The 17,858-nt window shown below is 70.2% G+C and carries 11 protein-coding genes and 1 tRNA gene; 6 read left to right on the plus strand and 6 right to left on the minus strand.

The features are described from left to right. Positions 1-158 precede the first annotated feature (158 nt). From rho to argS, 6 genes are all read right to left on the minus strand, one after another. Entirely contained in the window at positions 159-2,309 is a 2,151-nt protein-coding gene (gene rho / locus ACX80H_RS03595) for a transcription termination factor Rho (RefSeq protein ID WP_459311082.1), read from the minus strand. Between the two features lie 333 nt (positions 2,310-2,642). Then, positions 2,643-3,632, minus strand: coding sequence for a homoserine kinase (gene thrB, locus ACX80H_RS03600; protein ID WP_459311084.1), 990 nt, complete (start codon positions 3,630-3,632; stop codon positions 2,643-2,645). Between the two features lies 1 nt (position 3,633). Next, a complete protein-coding gene (gene thrC, locus ACX80H_RS03605) occupies positions 3,634-4,737 on the minus strand; it encodes a threonine synthase (protein WP_301226870.1) in 1,104 nt (367 codons plus the stop codon). Further along, positions 4,738-6,069: a homoserine dehydrogenase gene (locus ACX80H_RS03610; RefSeq protein WP_459311085.1), complete on the minus strand. Its 1,332-nt coding sequence runs from the start codon at positions 6,067-6,069 to the stop codon at positions 4,738-4,740. Further along, positions 6,066-7,595 carry a diaminopimelate decarboxylase gene (lysA, locus tag ACX80H_RS03615; protein WP_459311086.1) on the minus strand — a complete coding sequence of 510 codons (1,530 nt, stop codon included), beginning with the start codon at positions 7,593-7,595 and terminating at the stop codon, positions 6,066-6,068. Before lysA ends, ACX80H_RS03610 begins: the two co-directional genes overlap by 4 nt. Positions 7,596-7,597: 2 nt before the next feature. Continuing rightward, positions 7,598-9,238 (minus strand): arginine--tRNA ligase, encoded by a 1,641-nt coding sequence (gene argS, locus ACX80H_RS03620; RefSeq protein ID WP_459311088.1) that lies wholly within the window; start codon positions 9,236-9,238, stop codon positions 7,598-7,600. Between the two features lie 229 nt (positions 9,239-9,467). Here argS and ACX80H_RS03625 point away from each other — a divergent pair, with 229 nt between their 5' ends. The 6 genes from ACX80H_RS03625 (at position 9,468) to hrpA (ending at position 17,857) form a co-directional block, all read left to right on the plus strand. Then, positions 9,468-10,076, plus strand: coding sequence for an FMN-binding protein (locus ACX80H_RS03625; protein WP_459311090.1), 609 nt, complete (start codon positions 9,468-9,470; stop codon positions 10,074-10,076). Positions 10,077-10,083: 7 nt separating this feature from the next. Further along, complete coding sequence (locus ACX80H_RS03630; RefSeq protein ID WP_459311092.1) at positions 10,084-10,944, plus strand: FAD:protein FMN transferase; 861 nt, start codon at positions 10,084-10,086, stop codon at positions 10,942-10,944. Next, complete coding sequence (locus tag ACX80H_RS03635) at positions 10,941-12,446, plus strand: FAD-dependent oxidoreductase (protein ID WP_459311094.1); 1,506 nt, start codon at positions 10,941-10,943, stop codon at positions 12,444-12,446. Before ACX80H_RS03630 ends, ACX80H_RS03635 begins: the two co-directional genes overlap by 4 nt. Positions 12,447-12,532: 86 nt before the next feature. Further along, positions 12,533-12,605, plus strand: a tRNA-Arg gene (locus ACX80H_RS03640). Positions 12,606-12,747: 142 nt separating this feature from the next. Further along, on the plus strand, positions 12,748-13,770 hold the full coding sequence (locus ACX80H_RS03645) for a helix-turn-helix transcriptional regulator (protein WP_459311096.1): 1,023 nt from the start codon (positions 12,748-12,750) through the stop codon (positions 13,768-13,770). Between the two features lie 46 nt (positions 13,771-13,816). Continuing rightward, a complete protein-coding gene (hrpA, locus tag ACX80H_RS03650; RefSeq protein ID WP_459311098.1) occupies positions 13,817-17,857 on the plus strand; it encodes an ATP-dependent RNA helicase HrpA in 4,041 nt (1,346 codons plus the stop codon). Position 17,858 lies beyond the last annotated feature (1 nt).

Raw genomic sequence — 17,858 nt, forward strand, 5'->3', positions numbered from 1 at the left:
AGCCGGTCATCTGTGTCATCTCGGCGCCGGATGCTGTTCCCGGCCGGTCTTAACCAGAAAACCGCCCTGGAACCGGCCACCGGGCCCGAACCCCCGCAGGCTCTGCGCCTGCGGGAGGTCCGTGCTTCGGGGCCGCGTTCCGGGCGGTTCCGGAGGGACTAGTCGGAATCCTTGGAGCCCAGGGTGGTCTTCTGGACCTGCATCAGGAACTCGACGTTGGACTGCGTCTCCCGGATCTTGTTGGTGAGCAGCTCCAGCGCCTGCTGGGTCTCCAGACCCGACAGCACACGGCGCAGCTTCCACATGATCTTGACCTCGTCGGGCGAGAGCAGGTTCTCCTCGCGGCGCGTGCCCGAGGCGTTGACGTCGACGGCGGGGAAGATGCGCTTGTCGGCGAGGTTGCGCGACAGGCGGAGCTCCATGTTGCCGGTGCCCTTGAACTCCTCGAAGATGACCTCGTCCATCTTGGATCCGGTCTCCACCAGTGCGGTGGCGAGGATGGTGAGCGAGCCACCGTTCTCGATGTTGCGCGCAGCACCGAAGAAGCGCTTCGGCGGGTAGAGAGCAGCCGAGTCGACACCGCCCGAGAGGATGCGGCCCGACGCCGGAGCGGCGAGGTTGTACGCACGGCCGAGACGCGTCATCGAATCGAGCAGCACGACGACGTCCATGCCCATCTCCACGAGGCGCTTGGCGCGCTCGATGGAGAGCTCCGCGACCGTGGTGTGGTCGTCGGCCGGACGGTCGAAGGTCGAGGCGATGACCTCACCCTTCACGGTCCGCTGCATGTCGGTGACTTCCTCGGGACGCTCGTCCACCAGGACCATCATGAGGTGGACCTCAGGATTGTTGATCGTGATGGCGTTGGCGATCGACTGCAGGATGAGCGTCTTGCCGGCCTTCGGCGGCGAGACGATCAGGCCGCGCTGGCCCTTGCCGATCGGAGCCACGAGGTCGATCACGCGGGGACCGATCTTCTTGGGGTCGGTCTCGAGGCGCAGGCGGTCCGAGGGGTAGAGGGGCACGAGCTTCGCGAACTCGACGCGGTCCTTCAAATCCTCGGCGGGCTTGCCGTTCACCGAGGTGACGCGGACGAGCGCGTTGAACTTCTGGCGTGCGCTGGCCTGGGTCTCGCCCTCGCGGGGTGCCCGGATCGCACCGACGACGGCGTCGCCCTTGCGCAGGTTGTGCTTCTTGACCTGCGCGAGCGACACGTAGACGTCGTTCGGGCCCGGCAGGTAGCCGGAGGTGCGGACGAAAGCGTAGTTCTCGAGGACGTCGAGGATGCCCGCGACGGGCAGCAGGACGTCGTCCTCGGTGACCTCGACGTCGTCGACGTCGGGCTGGTTGCGGCCGCGGCGGCGGTCGTTGCGCTCGTTGCGGTCCCGGAACCGGCTGTTGCGGTCCTCGGTGGGGGCGGAGCCGTTGCGGTTCGCGCGGTTGCGGCGGTTGCGTCCGCGGCCCTCGTCATCGTTCGCACCGTTTCCGCGGTTGTCGCTGCGCTCGCTGCCGTTGCGCCCGGCGTCGTTCTGGCTCTCGCCGTTCGCGTTGCCGTTCGAGTTGCCGTTCGCGTTGCCGTTCGAGCGGTCCTCGTCGCGTCCGTTGCGTGAGCGGCTGCGGCGCTCGTTGCGGTCGCCGCGGCCTTCGCCCTGGTCGGCCGGGGCATCGCCCTGGGCGTCACCCTGCTGCCCGTTCTGGGCGTCGTTCTGCTGGCCGTTCTGGCCGGCCTGCACGTCGGAACGGTCCTCGCCGCGGCGGCTGCGGCGGTTGCGCTGGTTGCGGCCCCCGTTGTCGCGGTCATTGTCGCGCTCGCCGCGGTCCTGCTGCTCGCCGTCGGCGGAGTCCGCGGCATCGCGCGAAGGAGCGGTATCGCCGACGGGGGCTTCGGCCTGGTCGCCGGCGTCGGCGGCGGGCGCGGACACGACACCGTCGCTGCCGGCCCGGCGGTTACGGTTCCGGGTGCGCGGCTGGCGCTCGGCCGGAGCGGACTGCTCGTCGGAAGCACGGCCGCCGGCGGCCTCGGCCGGGGCCTCAGCTGCGGGACGCTCCGCGTCGGCGCTGCGCTCGGTGCGGACCGCGGCGACCTTGGGGCGGTCGGCGACGGCGGAACCGCGCTGGTGGTCGGAGATCGCGGACACGAGGTCGCTCTTGCGCATCCTCGATCCGCCGGTGATCCCGAGCTGGCCGGCCAGGGCCTGGAGCTGTGCGAGCTTCAGGCCCGCAAGGCCGCTGCTCTTGGAAGTTGTTGCGCCGGTTGCTTCAGCGTCTTGGGTTGCCACACCTGGTAACAGGTCAGTGGTGTCAGTCACGAAGGATCCTTCCCCCTCGTCGGGCGGCCACCTGATCGGTGGTCCGCGGTGGTTTGCCCCGTGCCGCAGGTCAAAGCAGGCGGGGTTCAGCCGAGCCGGAGACGATCCGGCAGGCCGGGTGTGCTGGAAGCCTGAGGATGTCGATGGGCGGGAGGAGAAGTCCGCACGCACAAAGATAAGGTCGGAGGCTACACCGGAGGCGGTGCTGCTGCTGATGGAACCTGCAGTGTCGCGGCGGTCCGAAGAAGAGGACGGCCAGCTCAACAGAAGCACACAATGCCTGTTGGAGTCTTTCACGTTTCAACAGACGCAGTAATTCCGCCTGGGCGGTTACTACCCTTGGTGCACTCCTACTTTAGCACCTTCCCGCTCCACTGCTAGCCGGAGAACCCGCCAGATCCCCGGCGTGTCGCCCTGTCCGACCAGTGCGCGCACGGCGTCCTCCGCCTTGAGGGCCCCGGCCTCGCCCACGGCGAGGGTCAGGACGCTCGGCCCTGCCCCGGAGATGGTACTGGCGAAACCGGCGGCCCGCAGTCCGCGCAGGAGGGTGGCGCTGGGTAGCATGGCCGGCGCGCGGTAGTCCTGGTGCAGCGAGTCCTGCGTGGCGAAGAACAGCAGCGACGGATCGGCACCGAGGGCGTGCACCAGGAGGGCTGCGCGTCCGGCATTCGCCGCGGCGCTGCGGTGGGAGACCGACGGCGGGAGGAGCGCCCGGGCGCTCTCCGTGGACAGTGCCAGATCCGGTACGGCGAGCACGGGGATGACGTCCGGGTGCACCTCCACACGTGTGCTGTGGTAGGCCCTGCCGCTCTCCCACGAGATCGCCAGGGCTCCCATCAGGGCAGGCGCGACGTTGTCCGGGTGGCCCTCGATCGTGGCTGCCCACTGCAGGAGGTGCTCGGCGTCGAGCTGTTCGCCGACGGGGAGCAGGGCGTTGCCGGCGAGGACTCCGGCGACGATCGCGGACGCCGAGGAGCCCATCCCCCTGCCGTGCGGGATGACGTTCGTGGTGTCGAGTTCGAGTCCGGGCGCACGGCGCCCCGCGCGATGCAGGGTGCTGATGAGCGAGCTCGCGACGAGGTGGGTCTCGTCGGTCGGGAGGGCCTCGGCGCCCTCCCCCGTGGGGCGCACCGTCGTGGATCCCGACGTCGTCGTGCGGACACGCACGGTGTCGTGCAGGGTCAGCGCGAGGCCCAGGGTGTCGAAGCCGGGTCCGAGGTTCGCACTCGTGGCCGGTACCCGGACGACGATGTCCTGGCCGGCCTCGACCGTCGGGAGGTCGAGCACGTTCGACGACGCGGGTGCCGCGTGCAGGCCCGCCATGTCAGTCTTCGAGCCCGAGCGCCGCAGCGACGCTCACGACGTCGAACTCCACCTTGGTCGGTTCTACATCCGAACCGTCCGCGGTGCGCAGCGCCCACTGCGGATCCTTGAGGCCATGGCCCGTAACGGTGATGACGATCGTCTTGCCCGTCGGGACGAGGCCTTCCGCGTGTTTCTTGATGAGCCCGGCGACACCGGCGGCGGACGCGGGTTCGACGAAGACGCCCTCCCGCGAGGACAGCCAGCGGTGCGCGGCGAGGATCTCGTCGTCCGTCACGGCCTCGATGAGGCCGCCGGACTCGTCCCGCGCCGCGACCGCGAAGTCCCAGGACGCCGGGTTGCCGATCCGGATGGCGGTGGCGATGGTGTCCGGCTCGGTGATCGGGTGACCCTTGACGAGCGGCGATGCACCCTCCGCCTGGAATCCCCACATGATCGGCGTGCGGGTCGCGACGGCGGGAAGCTCCCCGGCGTGCATCGAGGCGTAGGGCGCCGCGTACTCCTTGTAGCCCTTCCAGTACGCGCTGATGTTCCCGGCGTTCCCGACGGGCATGAGGTGGTAGTCCGGCGCGTCGCCGAGCGTGTCGACGACCTCGAAGGCCGCCGTCTTCTGGCCTTCGAGCCGTGCCGGGTTCACCGAGTTCACGAGGAACACGGGGTACGCCTCAGCGAGCTTCCGGGCCACGTCGAGGCAGTTGTCGAAGTTGCCGTTGACCTGCAGGAGCTGGGCTCCGTGGGCGATCGCCTGGCTGAGCTTGCCCATGGAGATCTTGCCGTCCGGCACGAGGACGGCGCACGTGATACCGGCCTGCGTGGCGTACGCGGCGGCGGAGGCGGAGGTGTTGCCCGTCGAGGCGCAGACCACGGCCTTCGCACCGGCGGCGACGGCGGCCGTCATGGCCATGGTCATCCCGCGGTCCTTGAAGGAACCCGTGGGGTTCATGCCCTCGACCTTCAGGTAGACGGCCGAGCCCGTCAGCTCGGACAGGTGCCGGGCGTGCACGAGCGGCGTTCCGCCCTCGCCGAGGGTGATGACCTCGGTGGCGTCCGTGACTGGCAGGCGTTCGGCGTATTCGCGGATGACTCCGCGCCACTGGTGGGCCACTTAGATTCCCTCTACTCGAAGAACGGATGAGACGGCGGTGATGACATCGAGCGCGGCGACCTGCTTAACGGTCGCGGCGAGGGACGCCTCGGGTGCGCGGTGCGTGACGATGCGCAGCTCGGCGGTCGTACCGCCGTCGGGCCCGCCCTGATGGATGCGCTGGCGCATGGTCTCGATGGACACGCCGTTCTCGGCGAAGATCTGAGCGATGCGCGCGAGGACGCCCGGCTGGTCCGCGACCTCCAGCCCGATGCAGTAGCTCGTGCGCACGGTGTCGATGCTCAGCGCCGGAACGTGACCGGTGGTGGTCTCCGTCCGTCCCGGGCCGCCCAGCACCATGCGGCGTGCGGCGCTGACGACGTCTCCGAGCACGGCCGACGCGGTCGGGGTGCCGCCCGCGCCCTGGCCGTAGAACATGAGCTCGCCGGCATTCTCCGCCTCGATGAAGACGGCGTTGAAGGCTCCGCGGACCGCGGCCAGCGGGTGGGACCTCGGCAGCAGCGTCGGGTGCACGCGTACGCCGGCGCCCGCGGATCCGGCGTCGTCGGTCAGCAGCTCGGCGATGGCCAGGAGCTTGATGACGTAGCCGTCCTCGGCGGCGGCCGCGATGTCGTCGGCCGTGACGGCCGTGATGCCCTCGCAGAAGACGTTCTCGAGGCCGAAGCGCGTGTGGAAGGACAGCGATGCGAGGATGGCGGCCTTCGCGGCGGCGTCGTGGCCCTCGACGTCGGCGGTCGGGTCCGCCTCTGCGTAGCCGAGGTCCTGGGCCGCCTTGAGGGCATCGGCGAAGGACGCGCCGGTGGTGTCCATCTGGTCGAGGATGTAGTTCGTGGTGCCGTTGACGATCCCGAGGACGCGCGTGATGCGGTCGCCGGAGAGGCTGTCCTGGATGGGCCGCAGGATCGGGACTGCGCCGGCGACGGCGGCCTCGTAGGACAGCTGGACCCCCGCGGCGTCCGCCTTCTCGTAGAGTTCCGGTCCGTCCTGGGCCAGGAGTGCCTTGTTGCCGCTGACGACGGTCGCTCCGTGCTCGATCGCGCGGAGGATCAGGGACTTGGCAGGCTCGATGCCGCCCATCAGTTCGATCACGATGTCCGCGTCCTCGACGAGCGCCTCGGCGTCGAGCGTGAGGAGTCCGGCAGGGAGGTCGACGTCACGCCGGGCGTCGAGCGTGCGGACCGCGATCCCGATGAGTTCGAGCGGGGCTCCGACACGGCGGCCGAGGTTCTCCGCGTCCTCGAGGAGGATGCGGGCTACCTGCGAGCCGACGTTGCCGCAGCCGAGCAGGGCTACGCGCAGGGGCTGTGCGGGGGGCGTTGCTGGTGAGTTCATGCGGTCCGTGGTGCTCCTGAATCCGTGGCTGGCAATGCGGGTTCGCGCTGGACGTCCCTGCGGAACAGGTCCTCCTCGGTCTCACCGCGCACGATGAGCCGGGCAGCACCGTCGGCCACCGCCACGACGGGCGGGCGCGTCAGGTAGTTGTAGTTGCTCGACAGCACCCAGCAGTAGGCTCCGGTGCCCGGGACGGCGAGGAGGTCGCCCGCTCCGGTGTCATCCGGGAGGTAGACGTCCCTCACCACAATGTCACCGCTCTCGCAGTGTTTTCCAACCACACGGGAGAGCACGGGGCTCGCCTCCGGGGTCCTCGAGGCCAGAACGGCCGAGTAATCCGCGCCGTAGAGCACCGGACGGGCGTTGTCGCTCATGCCCCCGTCCACCGACACATAGCGTCGCGGATGCGTAACGGAGGTGTCCGCCACCACCTCGGACCCGTTCGCGGCCGCGTCGACGCGCACCGTCTTCGTGGTGCCCGCGGTGTAGAGGGTGAAGGTCGTCGGGCCCACGATGGCGCGGCCCGGCTCGATCGAGATCCGGGGCACGCGCAGTCCCAGCTCGCGGCAGGTGGCACCGACGACGGCGGCCATGGCGCGCGCGATCTCTGCCGCGGGGCGCGGCTCGTCGGCCTCGGTGTAGGCGATGCCGTAGCCGCCGCCGAGGTCGAGTTCCGCGAGTTCGACTCCGTGGCGGTCGCGGACTCCGGCCAGGAATCCCAGCAGCCGCTGCGCCGCGAGTTCGAAGCCCTCGGGCTCGAAGATCTGCGACCCGATGTGGCAGTGCACGCCGAGGAGGTTGATGCCGGGGTGGGCCAGGGCGTCCGCGACGGCGCGCGCGGCGGGCGAGGAGGCATCGCCATCGCCCCCGTCCGCCTGTCCCGGACCCTGCTCGGTGGTCAGGGAGAGCCCGAACTTCTGGTCCTCGTGGGCCGTCGCGATGAACTCGTGCGTGTGCGCGTGGACCCCCGGCGTGAGGCGGAGCATGACGTTGGCCTGGCGGCCCCGCTGCAGGGCGAGGTCCCCGACGAGGGCGACCTCCTGGAGGCTGTCGACGACGATCCGTCCGAGATCCGCGTCGATGGCGCGGGTGATCTCCGCCGCCGACTTGTTGTTCCCGTGGAGCCCGAGCCGGGAGCCGGGCAGGCCGGCACGGAGGGCCACGGCGAGCTCGCCGCCGGAGCACGTGTCGAGGCCGAGCCCTTCCTCGCGTACCCAGTGCGCGACCTCCGTGCAGAGGAAGGACTTGCCCGCGTAGAACACGTCCACTCCCCCGCAGAGGTCCCGGAACGCGTCGTCGAACGCGTCGCGGAAGGTGGCCGCACGGGTGCGGAAGTCACCCTCGGACACGACGAACAGGGGGGTGCCGTACTGCCGGGCGAGCTCGGTCACGGGGATCCCGTCGACCTGCAGCACGCCGTCCGGTCCGCGGTCCACGTCCTCGGCCCACAGCTTGGCGTCGAGCCGGGCCGGGTCGACGGGAACGGACAGCCACTCCGGGGCGAGCGGGGATGCTTCGGCGGCCACGGCTACATCCTCTCCGGCGCGGACACGCCGAGGAGGTCCAGGCCGTTCGCCAGGACCTGCTGCGTCGCGTTGTTCAGCCACAGGCGCGAGCGGTGCACGTCCTCGACCGCGGCGTCACCGAGCGGTGCCACGCGGCAGGCGTCGTACCAGCGGTGGTAGGTCCCCGCGATGACCTCCAGGTGCCGCGCCACGCGGTGCGGCTCGCGGAAGGTCGCGGACTGCGCGACGACGCCGGGGAACTGGCCGAGCGCAGCCAGCAGTTCGCCCTCGGTGGGGTGGCTCAGTGACGCGGCGTCGAAGGTGCTGGTGTCCACTCCGGCGGACACGGCATTGCGTGCGACGGCGTGCGTCCGGGCATGCGCGTACTGCACGTAGAACACGGGGTTCTCGTTGGTGTTCTTCCGCAGTAGCTCGGGATCGATGGACATGGCCGAGTCGGCCGGCGACCGTCCGAGGGAGTAGCGCAACGCGTCCTTGCCGAGCCAGTCGAGCAGGTCCCGCAGCTCGATGATGTTGCCGGCGCGCTTGGAGAGCCGGGCGCCGTTCACGGACACCATCTGGCCGATGAGGACCTGGATGTTCTCCTCCATGTCGTCGCCGGCGCAGGCCGCGATGGCCTTGAGGCGACCGATGTAGCCGTGGTGGTCCGCTCCGAGGAGGTAGATCTTCTCGGGGAAGCCCCGGTCCTTCTTGGAGAGGTAGTACGCAGCGTCGGAGGCGAAGTACGTGGGCTCGCCGTTGGCCCTGATGAGAACGCGGTCCTTATCATCGCCGAAGTCGGTCGTGCGGAGCCAGACGGCGCCGTCCTCGTCGAACACGTGGCCCTGCTCGCGCAGGCGGTCGACAGCCTGCTCCACGGCGCCGCCGTCGTGCAGTGCGGACTCGGAGAAGAACACGTCGAAGTGCACTCCGAAGTCCGCCAGCGTCTCCTTGATATCGGCCATCTGTGCCTCGTAGGCGAGGGCGCGCACGATCGGGAGCGCGGTGTCGTCGTCTAGGTCCGCGACCTCGGGGCGGTCGGCGAGGACGGAGCGGCCTAGATCGGCGATGTACTGGCCGGGGTAACCGCCCTCCGGCGTCGGTCGGCCCTTGATGGTCGCAAGCACGGAGGCTGCGAAGTTGTTCATCTGGGTGCCGGCGTCATTGATGTAGTACTCCGTGGTCACCTGTGCACCGCTGGCCCGGAGTACGCGCGCGATGGAATCACCGAGGGCGGCCCACCGCGTGTGGGCGAGGTGCAGCGGACCCGTCGGGTTGGCCGATACGAACTCCATGTTGATGGTGTGGCCCGCGAGTGCCTCGTTGGTGCCGTAGGCGGGGCCGGCCTCGACGATCGTGCGGGCCAGCTCGCCCGCGGCCCCGGCGTCGAGCGTGATGTTGAGGAAGCCCGGACCGGCGATGTCGACGCTCTTCACGCCAACGATCGCGGCGAGGCGGTCGCTCAGGAGCTGGGCGAAGGCCCGCGGGTTCATGCCCGCCTTCTTGCCGAGCTGGAGGGCGATGTTCGTCGCCCAGTCGCCGTGCTCCCGGTTCTTGGGTCGCTCCACCCGCACCTCGGAGGGGAGGTCGATGCTGAGGTCACCCGCCTCGACGGCGGCCTTCAGGCATGCGGATATAGCGGCAGAGAGTTCTTCGGGAGTCACCCGTCAAGCATAGCGACACGGGCCGCGGCACCCTGATTTTCGTGACGCGGCTCAACTCGCGCTGCCCGGTCGCCCGGCTCCGGGAGCGGCCGGGACCGGGCGGAACAGTCCGCGGGGCTGTCAGAAACGAACCATCGGTGGAACGCTGGACTGATTCCGCACGTTACTTTCAGATTCAACCATTCCTGTGCGGAGTCCGCCGCACCCCGACGACCACCAGGAGCACGCAGTGACCAGAACAGGCCCGGCCGGCACACCCGTTGACAGTTCCGATGACAGATCCGCGGCCCCACCCGCCGCCATGACGTCCAGCACGACGTCCCGACCCGGAATGACCGGCCGGACCGCCTTCCCCGCGCACAAGCGCGTGCTGACAGCACTCGCCGCCGTGTCGATCCTCGGTGCCGCGGGCTGTGCGGGCGCCGAGGCCGGAACGCCGGCAGGGACCGCTGCGGATGCTCCCGCCGCCACCGGACCGGAGGAGTCGGCGGCCGCCGGACCGATGGAGACCGGAGCTGCCGGGGCCGCCGCCGGCGAGCAGGCCTACAGGGACGGCACCTACACCTCGACGGGTTCCTACCAGTCACCCGCAGGACCGGAGGAAGTGGGCGTGACCCTCACACTCGAGGCCGACGTCGTCACTGCCGTCACGGTCGAACCGAAACCCGACAACCCGACCACGAGGGAGTACCAGGGGCGCTTCGCGGGGGGCATCTCGGACGCCATCGTCGGGAAGAAGCTCGACGAACTCTCCGTCGACAAGGTGGCGGGTTCCTCGCTGACCAGCGGTGGCTTCAACGATGCGACCGGCAAGATCAAGAGCGAAGCCGGGCTCTAGGCGCGGCATGACCGCCTCCTTCGGCTTCGACGCGATCGGCACCCGCTGGCGCGTGGACTGTACCGCGCCGCTGGCGCCGGAGCAGACAAGGGACCTGCTGCGCCTCGTGGAGGAGTACGACGGGCTCTACTCGCGCTTCCGGAGCGACTCGGGAGTCACAGCGCTCGCGGCCGACGGCGGTCAGCTCGCCCTGCCGGACCACGGTGCACGGCTCGGCGGGCTCCTGCGTACTCTCTACGACCTCACCGACGGCGGTGTCTCACCCCTCGTCGGGGACCGGCTGGCGGCCTCGGGGTACGACGCCGCCTACTCCTTCACCGTGACGGCGGAGCCGGCGCCGGCACGCGCGTGGGACGACGTCCTGCAGTGGACGGGCCAGGGCATCACCCTGCGCGAGCCGGCCCTCCTGGACGTCGGTGCGGCGGGCAAGGGCCAGCTCGTGGACCTCCTGCTGGAAAGCCTCGTCGCCGCGGGCCACGAGGACGTGATCGTGGACGCCGGCGGCGATATGCGGCGAACCGGCTCCGACGCCATCACCGTCGCCCTCGAGCATCCCTACGATCCGTCGTCCGCCATCGGGACCGTCCGCCTGGGCTCCGCGGCGCTCTGCGCGTCCGCGTCCAACCGCAGGGTGTGGGGCGACGGGCTGCACCACATCCTCGATGCCCGCACGGGCCGCTGCGTCGACACGGTCGTCGCGACATGGGTCCTCGCGGAGGACGCCATGACCGCCGACGGACTGTGCACCGCCCTCTTCGTCACCGACCCCGCGGCGCTCGCTGAGGCCTTCACGTTCGACTACGTCGTGGTGTACTCGGACGGACGCGCCCGCTATTCCGCCCCCCTCGCAGGAGCCCTGTTCCGATGACCGCACGACTCGACGCCCTGCTGGGCCGCCTGACCATGTACCGGCTGACGCTGGCCCTGCTCCTGGTCCTGACCGTCGAGGCCCTCGTGCTGTCGCTGGCGGGCCTCCTCGCGTTCTCGCCGGCCGAACTCGGCGGGACCCTCCTCGCCGCCGTCGGCGGAACGATCATCGGCACACGGCTCCTGGCCCTTATCCTGCGGCTGCGTCCGCACGGGGACTCGTCGCTCATCACGGGACTGATCGTGTTCCTCATCATGTTCCCGTCGGGTACCACGGCCGGCCTCGGCGGCATCCTGGTGGCCGGCATAGCCGCCGGAGCGTCGAAGTTCCTGCTGGCCTTCCGGGGGCGGCACATCTTCAACCCCGCCGCGACGGGCGCCGTCGTCGCGACCCTGCTGGGAGTGGGGGCAGCGGGATGGTGGGTCGCCAACGCCTACATGCTCCCCGTCGTCGCCGTCGGCGCCGCCCTCCTCCTCTACCGGACGCGGAAGCTCTCCATGGCCGCGGTGTTCCTCGTCGTGGGCATCGGCATCCTGCTCGTCGGACTGGTGCAGGGCGGCATGAGTCCCGCCGCGGGCCTGCAGCTGGTCCTCACGTCGTACCCCCTCCTGTTCCTCGTGGGGTTCATGATGACCGAGCCGCTCACCCTGCCGCCGCTTCGCTGGCAGCAATGGCTGTTCGCCGCGATCGTCGCCACCGTCCTCGCGCTCCAGCTGTCCATCGGTCCGGTCTTCCTCGGCCCGGAGTTCGCCCTGGTCATCGGCAACGCGGGAGCCTTCCTCCTAGGCCAGCGGCGCGGCGTGCGGCTGTCCTTCGCCGGCGCGCGGCCGCTCACACCGACCAGCACCGAACTCGTCTTCGAGCCCTCGCGGCCCGTGCGCTTCCGTGCCGGCCAGTACATGGAGCTCAGCATGCCGCACCGCGACGCCGACGGGCGCGGCAGCCGCAGGGTCTTCAGCATCACGTCCGCACCGCAGGACACCGCGGTCACGTTCGGTGTCCGGACCACGGAATCGGGCAGCTCCTTCAAGAAGGCACTCCTCGAGCTGCCCAGGGAGGCCCGCATCACCGGCACCCTCGTGGGCGGCGATTTCTGCCTGCCGCGCGACCGGTCGGTGCCCCTGCTGCTCGCGGCCGGAGGGATCGGCGTGACGCCGTTCATCAGCCAGCTACGGGACCTGGCCGCGCGCGGCGAGGAACGCGACGTCGTCCTCGCCTACGTCGTCCGGAGCAAGGAGGACATCGCGTTCCGGGACGAGCTGGCCGACCTCGGCACCCGCGTGGTGCTGTTCGTGCCCGGCGGGGAGGCCCCGGACCTGCCCGGCACCTGGACCTACGGGGGCCCGGCTCCTGATGCGGAGAGCCTCCTCGCCGCCGTGCCGGACCTCAGGAAGCGCAGGGTGCTCGTCTCGGGCTCGCCGAAGCTCATCGGCGAGATCCGCGCGGAAGTCCGCAAGGCCGGCGTTGCACGCGTGCGCACGGACGCCTTCCTGGGCTACTGACCGCCCGTCCGCCGCCGCGTTTTCCGGGAGAAGCACTACCTGCTAAGCTCGATGAGTCCCTTACGGATCCGGGAGTTCCCGTGTCTGCCTTCGTAGCTCAGGGGATAGAGCGTCTGCCTCCGGAGCAGAAGGTCGTAGGTTCGAATCCTATCGAGGGCACCCCGACTCACGCAGAGTCCACCGCCGTCGGCCACCAGGCCGGCGGCGGTTCTGTTTTCGGTGGGCTCCACAGCACGCGCCCCGCCGGGGCCGGACGGGATCGCGGACAGCTTTCGTCCGCTTCCCGTCGTACCGTGGTGGCATGATCGAGACCTCGGCCCGCCTGCTGCAGCTCCTCTCCCTCCTGCAGCTGCGGCGCGAGTGGACCGGCCCGGCCCTGGCCCAGCGCATGGACGTCACGGAACGCACCGTACGGCGGGACATCGGGAAGCTGCGCACGCTGGGCTACCCCATCAACGCCTCCCCCGGCATTGCCGGCGGGTACCAGCTCGGCGCCGGTGCCCAGCTCCCCCCGCTCCTGCTTGACGACGACGAGGCGCTCGCCGTCGCGATCGGGCTGACGGCGGTCACGGCCAGCCCGGTCTCGGGCGTGGGCGAAGCCTCCGTCCGTGCGCTCACCAAGCTCGAGCAGGTCCTGCCTCCCCGCCTTCGGCCCCGCTTCTCGGGGCTGCGGTCCGCAGTGACCCGGATGGCGGCCGCCAGCACACCCGTCGATCCCGAGGTGCTCACCGCCCTCTCCGCAGCCATCACCGAACGCCGCTGCGTCGCGTTCCGGTACGACCGGCACGACGGCGAATCATCCCGGCGGGTCGTCGAGCCGTACCGCCTCGTGGACACGGGCCGGCGCTGGTACCTCGTGGCCTTCGACCGCGAGCGCGAGGGCTGGCGGACCTTCCGGGTGGACAGATGCCGGAGCGTGCCCCTGGCGAGGGACCGTTTCGTGCCCCGGCCGCTGCCGGCGCCGGACCTCGCCGTCTACGTCCAGGAGTCCATCACGCGGTCGCCCTTCTCCTATGACGCCGTCATCCGGTTCTCCGCGCCCCTGAGCGAGCTGGAGGCACACGTCCCCGCGACCACGGGGACCCTCGAGGCGGACGGCGAGGAGCACACGCTGCTCCGGGCGGGCTTCGACTCCCTCGATTTCCCGCTGGCCTACCTCGCGAGCTGGGACATCGACTTCGAGGTCATCGAGCCCGCCGCGATGCGCGAGCGCGCCCTCGTGATCGCCGACCGCCTGCGCCGCTCAGCCCGAGGACCCGGACAGGACGGGACCGGACAGGACGGAGCCGGTGCCGTCGGCAAGGCAAGCCCCGGCCGACAGTGAACGCAGGCCTGCCGGTCGGTGCGACGAACTAGACTGGTAGGCAACTATGGCACTGACAATCTCCTACCCCGCGGACCTTCCCGTCTCGGAACGCCGGGCAGACATCATGGCTGCCATCGCAGCGAACCAGGTCACCATCATCGCCGGCGAGACCGGGTCCGGGAAGACGACGCAGATCCCCAAGATGTGCCTCGAACTCGGCCTGGCCGAGCACGGGCTGATCGGCCACACCCAGCCCCGGCGGCTCGCGGCCCGGACCGTCGCCGAGCGTATCGCCGAGGAACTCCAGGTGGACCTCGGCGAGGAGGTCGGCTACCAGGTCCGCTTCACGGGTTCGGTGGGCCGGAAGACGAAGATCAAGCTGATGACCGACGGCATCCTGCTCGCCGAGATCCAGCACGATCGGATGCTGCGCAAGTACAGCACCATCATCATCGACGAGGCCCACGAGCGCAGCCTCAACATCGACTTCATCCTCGGGTACCTTCGGCGCATCCTGCCCGAGCGGCCCGACCTCAAGGTCATCATCACGTCGGCGACCATCGACCCGGAACGCTTCGCGGCCCACTTCGCCGCCGATGCCGCCATCGAGGACTCCTCGCCCGCACCCATCATCGAGGTCTCCGGGCGCACCTACCCCGTGGAGATCCGGTACCGTCCGCTCGACCAGCCGCCGGGCGGACTCGACGACGGCGACGGCGGCGCGGACAGCGAGCTGGAGGAGGAGCGCGACCCGCTCGATGCCGTGTGCGACGCCGTGGACGAACTCTCGCTCGAGGCTCCCGGCGACATCCTCGTGTTCTTCTCCGGCGAGCGCGAGATCCGCGACGCCGCCGACGCCCTCCGGGCCCGCATCCAGTCCACGTCCCGCCTGCGTGGCACGGAGGTCCTGCCCCTGTTCGCCCGGCTCTCGCTCGAGGAGCAGCACCGCGTCTTCCGCCCCACGGGCAGCCACCGCCGCATCGTGCTCGCGACGAACGTCGCCGAGACGTCGCTGACGGTCCCCGGGATCAAGTACGTGATCGACACGGGGACCGCGCGTATCTCCCGCTACTCCCACCGGACGAAGGTGCAGCGCCTGCCGATCGAGCGCGTCTCGCAGGCCTCGGCGAACCAGCGGTCGGGCCGCAGCGGACGCGTCTCGAACGGGATCGCGATCCGCCTCTACTCGGAGGAGGACTTCGCCTCGCGCAGGCCCTTCACCGAGCCCGAGATCCTGCGGACGAGCCTCGCGGCGGTCATCCTCCAGATGGCCGCGATGGGCGTCACGCGGAGTCCGAAGGACATCGCCGAGTTCCCCTTCGTCGAGCCTCCCGAGACCAAGGCCATCAACGACGGCGTCACCCTGCTGCGCGAACTCGGGGCACTGAAGGACGACGGCAGCCTGTCCGCCGTGGGCCGGAAGCTCGCCCAGCTCCCCGTCGACCCCCGCCTCGGCCGCATGATCGTCGAGGCCGGCTCGCGTGGTTCCGTCAAGGAGGTCATGGTCCTCGCCGCGGCACTGACCATCCAGGATCCGCGCGAGCGGCCCTCCGCGGACCAGCCTGCCAAACAGCAGCAGGCGGCCGAGAAGCACAAGCGCTTCGTCGACGAGAACTCCGACTTCACCGCCTACCTCAACCTCTGGCGCTACCTCCAGGAGAAGCAGGACGAGCTCTCCTCCACCCAGTTCCGGAAGCTGTGCCGGACCGAGTTCATCAACTACCTGCGCGTGCGGGAGTGGCAGGACCTCTTCCAGCAGCTGCGCCAGCTCGCGAAGCCCCTCGGCATCACCCTGCCGGCCGGTCCCGTGGATCCCGTGGGACTCCACGAGCAGATCCACATCAGCCTGCTCTCGGGCCTGCTGAGCAACATCGGGCTCTACGACCAGCGCAAGCGCGAGTACGCGGGAGCGCGCGGAACGCGTTTCGCCGTCTTCCCCGGGTCGGCGCTCTTCAAGAAGTCACCCGACTGGGTCATGGCCGCCGAGCTCGTGGAGACCTCGCGGCTATGGGCCCGCGTCGTCGCGCGCATCGACCCGCTGTGGGCGGAGCAGGTCGCCCCGCACCTCGTGAAGCGCACCTACAGCGAGCCCCACTGGTCGAAGAAGATGGGTGCCGTGATGGCCTACGAGAAGGTCACGCTCTACGGCGTGCCGATCGTGCCGCAGCGCCGCATCAATTACGGCCGGATCGACCGCGAGGTCGCCCGTGAGCTGTTCATCCGCCATGCCCTCGTCGAAGGCGACTGGAAGACGCACCACACCTTCTTCAGCCGCAACCAGGCCCGGCTCGCCGAGGTGGAGGAACTGGAGAACCGCCTGCGCCGGCGCGACCTGCGCGTGGACGACGAGACGCTCTTCGAGTTCTACGACCAGCGGATCGGCCCCGACGTGGTGTCCGAGAGGCACTTCGACTCCTGGTGGAAGACGGCCCGGCAGGACCGCCCCGACCTTCTCGACTTCGACCCGGAGAAGCTTCTCAGCGAGGATGCCGCGGAGCTCGACGAGGAGGCCTTCCCGAGCGTATGGCACCAGGCAGGCTTCGAGCTGCCCCTGGCCTACGAGTTCTCACCCCTGACCCCGGGTGCGCACGACGGCGTCACGGTGACCATCCCCGTCCTGTTCCTCAACCAGCTCGACCCGAAACCCTTCCGCTGGCAGATCCCGGGCCAGCGCGTCGACCTCGTCACAGCCCTGATCAAGTCCCTGCCGAAACAGGTTCGGAAGAACTTCGTGCCCGCTCCGGATGTCGCCCGGGCGGCGGTCGCCACCCTCGAGTCGGACTTCGACCCCGCGCAGGACGACCTCGAGGCATCCCTCGAACTCGCCCTGCGGCGCCTGCGCGGACACGTCATCCCGCCGGGATCGTGGAACTGGTCGGCCGTCCCCCAGCACCTGCTGCTGATGTTCCGTATCGTCGACGCGGGCGGCCGGGTGCTCGACGAGTCACGCGACCTCGAGTCGCTGAAGGAATCCCTGGCGCCGGCGGTGAGCCGCGCCATCGCGCAGTCCCTCGGCGCCACTCCGGGCAGTACACGGCCTGCAGGAGGACCCGGGCGCGGCGGTGGCCGCGGGAAGGGTGCCACCGGCCCTGCCGGTCGCGGCGACAACGGCAGCCATCCCTCGGGGCGGGGATCCGGGCGCACCGCCGGCGCAGCGGACGCGCAGCCGGCAGGCGGGGCGTCCTCCTCGCCCGGCACGCCCCGCGGAGGTGTCGCCGTGGCGCCCGCCGTGGCCGAGCGGACCGGCGAGAAGACCTGGGTGTTCGGAACCCTCGAACGGGAGGTGTCCCGCACCGTCGCCGGCCACCGCGTCACGGGTTTCCCCGCTCTCGTCGACGAGGGCTCTTCCGTGGGCCTGAGGGTCTTCCCCACGGCGGGTGAGCAGGCCGCCGCGATGCGCGCCGGCATCATCAGGCTCCTCTCCCTGCGCATTCCGAGCCCGGCCAAGTACGTGCTCGAGCATCTGAGCAACACGGAGAAGCTCACGTTCAGCCAGAACCCGCACGGCAGTGTCGCGGAACTGATCCGGGACTGCTCCCTGGCAGCGATCGACAAGCTCGTGCCGGAGGAGCTGCCCTGGACCGAGGATGCCTTTTCCCGGTTGTACGAGGAGGTCCGCGCCGAACTGATCGACACGGTCTTCACGGTGACGGCAACGGTCGAGAACGTGCTCTCCAGCAACCGGCGTATCCAGAAGCAGCTGAAGGGCACCACGAGTCTCGCGCTGATCACGGCCCTCAACGACATCCGGAGCCAGCTCGAGCACCTCGTCTACCCCGGCTTCGTGGCGGCGACGGGCTATGCGCAGCTCTTCCACCTGCCCCGGTACCTCAAGGCCATCGAGGTGCGGCTGGAGAAGCTGCCGACCAACGTGCAGCGCGACGGCGTCGGCATGGCCGCCGTCCAGCGGCTGGAGGACGAGTACGACGACGCCGTCGCGTCCCTCGCGGCCGGACGGCACCGCCCCGCCGCGCTCACCCGCGTCCGCTGGATGATCGAGGAGCTCCGCGTCAGCCTGTTCGCGCAGGATCTGGGCACGGCCTACTCGGTGTCCGAGAAGCGGGTGCGGACAGCGCTCAACGAGGCACTCGCGGCGACGCGCTGAC

This window comes from Arthrobacter pasteuri, from assembly GCF_054510955.1.

Excerpts from the sequence above, each read along its gene's own strand:
- thrB (WP_459311084.1), bottom strand. The coding sequence starts at position 3,632 with ATGGCGGGCCTGCACGCGGCACCCGCGTCGTCGAACGTGCTCGACCTC.
- ACX80H_RS03645 (WP_459311096.1), top strand. The coding sequence starts at position 12,748 with ATGATCGAGACCTCGGCCCGCCTGCTGCAGCTCCTCTCCCTCCTGCAG.
- hrpA (WP_459311098.1), top strand. The coding sequence starts at position 13,817 with ATGGCACTGACAATCTCCTACCCCGCGGACCTTCCCGTCTCGGAACGC.
- ACX80H_RS03610 (WP_459311085.1), bottom strand. The coding sequence starts at position 6,069 with ATGAACTCACCAGCAACGCCCCCCGCACAGCCCCTGCGCGTAGCCCTG.
- ACX80H_RS03635 (WP_459311094.1), top strand. The coding sequence starts at position 10,941 with ATGACCGCACGACTCGACGCCCTGCTGGGCCGCCTGACCATGTACCGG.
- ACX80H_RS03630 (WP_459311092.1), top strand. The coding sequence starts at position 10,084 with ATGACCGCCTCCTTCGGCTTCGACGCGATCGGCACCCGCTGGCGCGTG.